At 69.3% G+C, this 6527-nt stretch carries 8 protein-coding genes and 1 pseudogene; 4 read left to right on the top strand and 5 right to left on the bottom strand.

What is annotated here, in order from left to right; translation table 11 throughout:
- Positions 1–429: pseudogene (locus tag V6M56_RS08885) on the bottom strand (hypothetical protein); the annotation flags it as partial.
- A gap of 231 nt (positions 430–660) precedes the next feature.
- Between V6M56_RS08885 and V6M56_RS08880 the strand changes: the two are divergent.
- Positions 661–1671: an aldo/keto reductase gene (locus V6M56_RS08880; RefSeq protein ID WP_332682971.1), complete on the top strand. Its 1011-nt coding sequence runs from the start codon at positions 661–663 to the stop codon at positions 1669–1671.
- Positions 1672–1790: 119 nt separating this feature from the next.
- Here V6M56_RS08880 and V6M56_RS08875 read toward each other — a convergent pair whose 3' ends face one another.
- The gene (locus V6M56_RS08875) at positions 1791–2201 is read right to left on the bottom strand and encodes a DUF2000 family protein (RefSeq protein ID WP_332682972.1); all 411 of its coding nucleotides are present in this window, start codon (positions 2199–2201) and stop codon (positions 1791–1793) included.
- Here V6M56_RS08875 and V6M56_RS08870 point away from each other — a divergent pair.
- Positions 2200–3075, top strand: a complete 876-nt coding sequence (locus V6M56_RS08870) for an AraC family transcriptional regulator (RefSeq protein WP_332682969.1) — start codon at positions 2200–2202, stop codon at positions 3073–3075. The genes V6M56_RS08875 and V6M56_RS08870 overlap by 2 nt on opposite strands.
- Positions 3076–3096: 21 nt before the next feature.
- Here V6M56_RS08870 and V6M56_RS08865 read toward each other — a convergent pair whose 3' ends face one another.
- A complete protein-coding gene (locus V6M56_RS08865; protein ID WP_332682967.1) occupies positions 3097–3420 on the bottom strand; it encodes a hypothetical protein in 324 nt (107 codons plus the stop codon).
- Positions 3421–3504: 84 nt separating this feature from the next.
- On the bottom strand, positions 3505–4146 hold the full coding sequence (locus V6M56_RS08860; RefSeq protein ID WP_332682965.1) for a TetR/AcrR family transcriptional regulator: 642 nt from the start codon (positions 4144–4146) through the stop codon (positions 3505–3507).
- A gap of 100 nt (positions 4147–4246) precedes the next feature.
- Here V6M56_RS08860 and V6M56_RS08855 point away from each other — a divergent pair, with 100 nt between their 5' ends.
- Positions 4247–4987 carry an SDR family NAD(P)-dependent oxidoreductase gene (locus tag V6M56_RS08855; RefSeq protein WP_332682963.1) on the top strand — a complete coding sequence of 247 codons (741 nt, stop codon included), beginning with the start codon at positions 4247–4249 and terminating at the stop codon, positions 4985–4987.
- A gap of 6 nt (positions 4988–4993) precedes the next feature.
- On the opposite strand, the gene V6M56_RS08850 is transcribed toward V6M56_RS08855, so the two are convergent.
- Positions 4994–5692: an MBL fold metallo-hydrolase gene (locus V6M56_RS08850; protein ID WP_332682961.1), complete on the bottom strand. Its 699-nt coding sequence runs from the start codon at positions 5690–5692 to the stop codon at positions 4994–4996.
- Between the two features lie 362 nt (positions 5693–6054).
- Between V6M56_RS08850 and V6M56_RS08845 the strand changes: the two genes are divergently transcribed.
- Positions 6055–6527 (top strand): ATP-binding cassette domain-containing protein (locus tag V6M56_RS08845; protein ID WP_332682959.1); only part of this gene is annotated, 473 nt, incomplete at its 3' end.

Here is a 6527-nt window from a genome sequence, read left to right as displayed (position 1 = left end):
GAACGCGATGTTTCCGGTGGCGCCCGGCTGCGGGGGTGGGTCTCCGGGGCGTGCCGCCGGGGGCACGGGCGCCGGGCTCGCCGCGGCGTTCGCGGCAGGGGCGGGCAGATCGGCCGGGGCAGGGCGGGTGCCGACCAGAACCGCTTGCAGCGGAGCGCCCGGCTTGGCGGGTTCGTCGAACCGGAGCAGCAGGCTGGCGCCCGGTTGCAGGCTGGCCTGCCGGGCTTCCGGCCCTGCCAGCAGGAGCGCGATCTTGACGCCGTTGACGAGGGCGGTGGCGTTGCCGTCGCCGTCGAGCGAGACGAGCTGCGCCTCGACCGTCTTGCCGACGCTGAGGCCCGCGCCATTCAGCGCCGCGAGCAATGTCGCGAAGTTCTGGCTCTGCGCGAGCGTGGCGATATTCGCCTGGATGGTCCGCTGGACGGGCATGCGCGAAAGCCTGTCACGAAAGATTGAGGATTTCCTTGCGCAAGGTCGCCTTGCGCCGGCCGCGCTGGCGCACCCTGGCCGTATCGGGCAGGCTCCGGCACCCCAGAGCACGCGCCGACCAGATTGCGGTGCAATCTGATCGGACCACGCGTTCTCTACCAATAGTTTAGAGACGGATTCACCGATCAGGTTGATTCAACCCGATCGGATCCGGCTCTAGTGGAGATCGCCATGAATTATCGCCAGCTCGGCCGTTCCGGCCTCAAGGTTTCGCCGCTCTGCCTGGGCACGATGATGTTTGGCGCGGCGACGCCGGAAGCGGAGTCGCGCGCCATCGTCGACCATGCCGCCGCGGCCGGGATCAACTTCATCGACACGGCCGACGCCTATTCCGACGGGCGCTCGGAGGAGATTACCGGGCGCGCCATCGCCGGCAACCGCCATGACTGGGTGCTGGCGACCAAGGCGGCGAATGCAATGGGGCCGGGCCCGAACCAGCGCGGGCTCTCGCGCAAATGGCTGCTCCAGGCTTGCGAGGCGAGCCTGAAACGCCTCGGCAGCGATTTCATCGACATCTATTACCTGCACAAGGAAGACCATGAGACGCCGCTCGCAGAGACGGTGCGCGCCATCGGCGATCTGGTGCGGCAGGGCAAGATCCGCCATTTCGGCGTCTCGAATTTCCGCGCCTGGCGCGTCGCCGAGATCTGCCGGCTCTGCGACGAGCTCGGCATCGACCGGCCCGTGGTCAGCCAGCCCTATTACAACGCGATGAACCGCATGCCCGAGGTCGAGCACCTGCCGGCCTGCGGCCATTACGGGCTCGGCGTCGCCAGCTATTCGCCGCTGGCGCGCGGCATCCTCACCGCCAAATACGAGCCCGGCCAGGCGCCGCCGGAAGGCACCCGCGCCGGCCGTGCCGACAAGCGCCTGATGCAGACCGAATGGCGCGAGGAATCGCTGGTGATCGCACGCACCATCCGCGACCACGCCGCGGTGCGCGGCATGACGCCGGTGCAGTTCGCGGTGCTCTGGGTGCTCAACAACAAGCTCCTGACCGCGGCGGTCGCGGGGCCGCGCACCATGGAGCAATGGCAGGCCTATCTCTCGGCCCTCGATGCCAGCTTCAGCGCCGAGGACGAGGCGTTGGTCGACGAACTGGTGCCGGCCGGCCATCCCTCGACGCCGGGCTACACCGATCCGGCCTATCCGCTGGAGGGCAGGGTGGCGCGGACGGGGTGAGAGGCCGGACGGCACACCCATCCGTCATTGCGAGCGCAGCGAAGCAATCTAGGGGGACGTAGAGCACGGCCGCCCCTGGATTGCTTCGCTGCGCTCGCAAAGACGGCGCAGGTCCTGCCTCAAGGGTGCAGCCTCAGCCCCTTGATCGCCTTGTCGACCGGTTTGCGCTCGCCATGGAGGGCGAGGCCGACGAGGTCGAGCGCTTCGGTCGTGACCGACGCGACGGCAGCACGGTTGGCGTCGTCATGGCCGGTGGCGAAGAGCTCGCGGGTGTAGAGCGAGGGGCGCAGGCCGGCCTCGCCGGCGCGGCGCAGCACCCGGGCGAGATCGGCCGAGGCGGCGGCGAACACCAGCACGGGCTGGCGGATCAGCGGGCCGTAGACCTGGCCCGAGCCGTCGCGGTAGGCTTGCCCGCCGAGTTCGGGCGCAGCGGCGACGAGCCCGCCCGACAGGAAGCAGGCGACGTTGAGCTTCTGCCAGCTGGCGAGCTCTTCATGGACGATGATGGCGATCTTGGTGTCGAAGCGCATGACGAGCACGATAGGGCGCGAGCGGCCGGCCGGTCTTGAACGTTCGTGCGTGCCGGGCGACTGGATCCGCACGGCGCCCGACGAGGGCGGTCCGGAGCGGATCGAGGCCTTCTTCGGCGGCCATGCCTATGATCCGCACCGGCACGACACCTATGCGATCGGCTACACGATCAGCGGCGTGCAGAGCTTCGATTATCGCGGGGCGAAGCGCGATTCGACGCCGGGCGACCTGATCGTCCTGCATCCCGACGAGGTGCATGACGGGCGCGCCGGCATGGCAGGGGGCTTTCGCTACCGCATGGCCTATATCGAGCCGGGGCTGATCATGGCGGCGCTCACCGGCCGCGCCGGCGCCACGCCCTTCGTCGGCGAGGCGGTCTGTCGCGACGGCAGGCTGTTGCGGGCGCTGGTCGCCCTGCTCGGCGATCTCGACCACCCGCTCGAGCCGCTGGAGCGCGACCAGGCGGTCGGCGGGCTCGCCGAGGCCCTGCTGGCGCTCGACCCGTCCTGCGCGCTGCGCCGGCCGGAAACACCGGCGGAGCGGGCCTGCGGGCAGGCGCGCGATTTCCTGGCCGAGAATCTCGACGAGGCGGTCGACTCGCAGATACTCGAAGCGATCACCGGGCTCGACCGCTACGCGCTCGCCCGGCAGTTCCGTCGGCGCTACGGCACCAGCCCGTATCATTATCTGGTGATGCGGCGGCTGGAGCGGGCGAGGGCGCTGATCCGCAAGGGGGATGGCCTGGCGGATGCCGCGGCCGCGAGCGGCTTCTCCGACCAGAGCCATATGACGCGGCGCTTCCGGCAGGCCTACGGACTGTCACCGGGGCGCTGGCGGGTGATGCAGGTCGAGGCGGCGCTCCAGGCGGCCTGAGCCGCGTCAGTTCCGGCTGCGTCAGTTCAGGACGCAGAAGCCGCCGACCACGACCTGCGAGCGGCACCAGATGCGCGGCTCCGCTGCCGCCGTCAGCCGCAAGGCCACCGGCTCGGCCGTCATGGCCCGGCTGGGCGTGGCGGCGCGTTGCGGCTGGGCCGGCGCCGGCTGGCTGCTCTGCCGGCTGCGCAGGCCGGGCGTCACCACGAGGGAGGAGCCGTCCCGGTCGCCCTGGCTGGCATGGGAATTTTGCGAGCGGCTGCCGCCGGACCTGAATTTCGCGGCTTCGGCGCTGGCCGGCACGAGCATGGCGGCGAGCGTGGCGACGGCAAGGATCCGGATCATGGTTGGCTCCATCGGATTCGAGATGACCATGCGGCAGCCCGGCCGGCTTGCCCAGCGAAGCTTCGAGTCAGCCTGAGCAACCGGTTAAGCGGAGCCCGCCGAACCGATCCGAGGCTGGCCGGCGCTGCCGATCAACCCCTCCCACGCGGCCATCGCCGCCTGGGCGATCGCTTCCAGCTCGGGCCGCGTCGCCCGGTCGCGCGCCCGGATCGACATGCCCTGCTGCACGGTGACGTAGAACGAGGCGATCATTGCCGGATCGCAGGTTGCCGGCAGTTCGCCGGCCTCGACCGCCCGGCGCAGCCGCGCCTCGATCAGCGCCTGGGCCTCGGCCCGGGCATCGCGCAGCGCGCCGCTGGTCTGCGGGCTGGTGCCGGCGCCATGGACGACCGAGAGCACGACCATGCAGCCCGCCGGCTTGCCGGGCCTGGTGAAGAGCGCGGCCGAGCGCATCAGATAGGTCTCGACGGCTACCCTGGCGCCTGGTGCCTCGGCGATCGCGCGGCCGAGCTCGACGCCATCGCCATCCTCATAGAGCGCCATCGCCTCGCGATAGAGCCCGTCCTTGCTGCCGAAGGCGGCGTAGAGGCTCGGCGAATTGATGCCCATCGCCGCGGTGAGCTCGCTCATCGAGGCGCCCTGGAAGCCCTTCTCCCAGAACAGCATCATCGCTTGCGAAAGCGCCTTTTCCCGGTCGAAGGCGCGGGGCCGGCCACGCTCTGCCAAGGCGATCTCCTTTTTGTACCGATCGATAAATAATCTGCTTGACGAGGCGCGGCAAGCCGCCCATCTGTTTTGTATCGATCGACACAGAAAAGGTGATGGGATGGCTCGGATGTCTGGAAAGAAGGCGCTGGTGACCGGCGGCAGCCGCGGCATCGGGGCGGCGACCGCGCTCAGGCTGGCGCAGGAGGGGGCGGATGTCGCCATCACCTATGAGCGCGCCCGCGACAAGGCCGAAGCGGTGGTGGCGCAGATCGAGGCACTGGGCCGCAAGGCGCTGGCACTGCAGGCCGACAATGCCGATCCCGAAGCGGTCAAGGCCGCGGTCGACACGGCGGCGAAGGAGCTCGGCGGGCTCGATATCCTCGTCAACAATGCCGGCATCTGGCACTATGGCGAGGTCGGGAGCTGGGGCGCCGGGGAGATCGACGCGATCCTCTCGGTCAATGTCCGCGCCGTGATCGTCGCTTCGCAGGCGGCGGCCGCGCATCTGCCCGAGGACGGGCGCATCATCACCACCGGCTCGTGCCTCGCCGAGCGTGTGACCGAACCGGGCATCGCGCTCTATGCGATGAGCAAGGCGGCGCTGATCGGCTTCACCAAGGGGCTGGCGCGCGATCTCGGCCCGCGCGGCATCACCGTCAACATCGTCCATCCGGGCTCGACCGACACCGACATGAACCCGGCCGCCGGCGAGCAAGCCGACGAGCAGCGCGCCCGCATGGCGATCCCGCGCTATGGCAAGCCGGAGGACATCGCCGGCCTCGTCGCCTATCTGGCGAGCGAGGAGGCACGCTTCGTCACCGGGGCCGGCTTCGCCATCGATGGCGGGGTGAACAGCTGAACGGGCTCAATGCCCGGGCAGGACGATGATCGTCGGCTTTGCCGGCAGCGAGGCCTTCGACAGCACGATCTGCGACTGATCGCGGCGCTCGACCGGCCAGAATTCCTGCGAGCGCGCGAGGAAGCGGCTGAGCGTGCCGCCGCCGAAGAAGTGCATCGGGATCATCGCCCGCGCCTGCAGCGATTTCAGCACTTCCATCATGCCTTCCTGGTCGAGCGTATAGCTGCCGTCGACCGGGAAGAGCACGATGTCGACGCGGCCGAGGGCGCGTAAGTGGCCCGGCTCGAGCGGATGGTGGAGATGGCCGAGATGGGCGATGCAGAGCTCGCCGATCTCGAAGACGAACATCGAATTGCCGTCGAAATCGGTGCCGCCGGAATAGATGCGGATATTGGTCGGCACATTGCGCACGCGCAGGTCGCCGAGCGTCACGTCATGGGCGGCCGCGCCCTTGCCGGAAGGGTCCCAGCCGGGCAGGACCTGCCGGATCGCCGGATCGGGCGCGCGCGAGAAATGCGTCGAATGCGCCTTGTTCATGGTGGCGACGTCCGGCGTCTCGGGCGGGCGGACATAGTCGTTGTAGTCGGTCGCCGCCTTCACGCCGCCGGGCGTCTCGATCAGGAAGGTGGCGTGGCCGACGAAGGTGAGGCGGACCTCGTCCCGGCCGAGATTGGCGAGGCTGATCGGCAGGCGGTTGCTCGCCATCTCCGGCCGGCAACCGGGTTCGGCTCCCTGCGCGCGCCCCGGCGAAGCGGAAAGCCACAGCAATGCCGCGAGCGATCCGAGGATGATGCGGCCACACCCCGTCGACAGACCCATGAAGCTGGCTCCCGCTGCATTCCCGGCGGCCGAGGTTCAGGCAAAACCCGGGCCGGCGGAAGCGGCGATGCCGGCTTCGTGAAGCCCGGCCCGGCGGCCGGCCGGGCAGGCCTGGACCGAGGGGCGACCTGCTGCCGAAAACGCGGGCCATGCGCCGCGCCGTTGCCTTCCCGGGCGGTGTCGCCTATCTACCCGGCAGATTTCCCGACACGCCCGAAGCGCCAGTCCGAAGCGGAGTTCGCACGCTTATGTCCCGTCAGTTCATCTATCATATGCGCGGCCTGTCGAAGACCTATCCGGGCGGCAAGCAGATCCTGAACAACATCCACCTCAGCTTCTATCCGGACGCCAAGATCGGCGTGCTCGGCGTCAACGGCGCCGGCAAGTCGACCCTGCTCAAGATCATGGCCGGCTTCGACAAGGAGTGGACCGGCGAGGCCTGGGTCGCCGAGGGCGCGCGCGTCGGCTACCTGCCGCAGGAGCCGAAGCTCAACGAGGAGCTGAACGTCCGCGACAACGTCATGCTCGGTGTCGCGCCCCAGAAGGCGATCCTCGACCGCTACAATGAGCTCGCCATGAACTATTCGGACGAGACCGCCGACGAGATGACCAATCTCCAGGACGAGATCGAGGCCAAGGGCCTGTGGGATCTCGATTCCAAGGTCGACCAGGCGATGGACGCGCTGCGCTGCCCGCCGGACGACTGGGAGGTCGGCAAGCT

Source organism: Allobosea sp. (genome assembly GCF_036675845.1).
In the GTDB taxonomy this organism is placed as follows: Bacteria; Pseudomonadota; Alphaproteobacteria; order Rhizobiales; family Beijerinckiaceae; genus Allobosea.
The sequence above is the reverse complement of the archived record's forward strand: the minus strand, read 5'-3'. Positions and strand labels throughout refer to the sequence as shown.

Coding starts and splice junctions, on each gene's coding strand:
- V6M56_RS08880 (WP_332682971.1), top strand. CDS start 661: ATGAATTATCGCCAGCTCGGCCGTTCCGGCCTCAAGGTTTCGCCGCTC.
- V6M56_RS08850 (WP_332682961.1), bottom strand. CDS start 5,692: ATGGCGAGCAACCGCCTGCCGATCAGCCTCGCCAATCTCGGCCGGGAC.
- V6M56_RS08875 (WP_332682972.1), bottom strand. CDS start 2,201: ATGCGCTTCGACACCAAGATCGCCATCATCGTCCATGAAGAGCTCGCC.
- V6M56_RS08870 (WP_332682969.1), top strand. CDS start 2,200: ATGACGAGCACGATAGGGCGCGAGCGGCCGGCCGGTCTTGAACGTTCG.
- V6M56_RS08865 (WP_332682967.1), bottom strand. CDS start 3,420: ATGATCCGGATCCTTGCCGTCGCCACGCTCGCCGCCATGCTCGTGCCG.
- V6M56_RS08855 (WP_332682963.1), top strand. CDS start 4,247: ATGGCTCGGATGTCTGGAAAGAAGGCGCTGGTGACCGGCGGCAGCCGC.